This is a genomic window from Alkalihalophilus lindianensis (genome assembly GCF_032843265.1).
GTDB lineage: Bacteria > Bacillota > Bacilli > Bacillales > Bacillaceae_D > Alkalihalophilus > Alkalihalophilus lindianensis.
The window spans coordinates 1-275 of record NZ_JAWJBA010000275.1; the positions used below are offsets into that span (position 1 = coordinate 1).

The following is a 275-nucleotide window of genomic DNA, read 5'->3' on the forward strand; positions in this document are numbered from 1 at the left end:
TTTAAAGGAGGCAGCAAGACCTTTTGAATAGTCGCTGGCACTGTCAATAAATATCGCAGCTGTCTTCGCCTTCAACTCATTGACTGCAAAATTTGCTGCCACGGTCCCTTGGAATGGGTCAATAAAGCATGTACGGAAGACGTAATCATTTAATTTACCGCCTTTAAATGTAATGTCATCTGCCGTGCCTGTTGGCGTCAGTAATGGCACCTTGTTGCTTTGGGCGATTTCAATTTGCGCCTTTGTATTTCCGCTTGTCGCCGCTCCAATTATAG

At 44.7% G+C, this 275-nt stretch carries 1 pseudogene; it reads right to left on the reverse strand.

What is annotated here, in order from left to right:
- Window positions 1-275, reverse strand: a pseudogene (locus RYX56_RS22240) (ABC transporter substrate-binding protein); the annotation flags it as partial.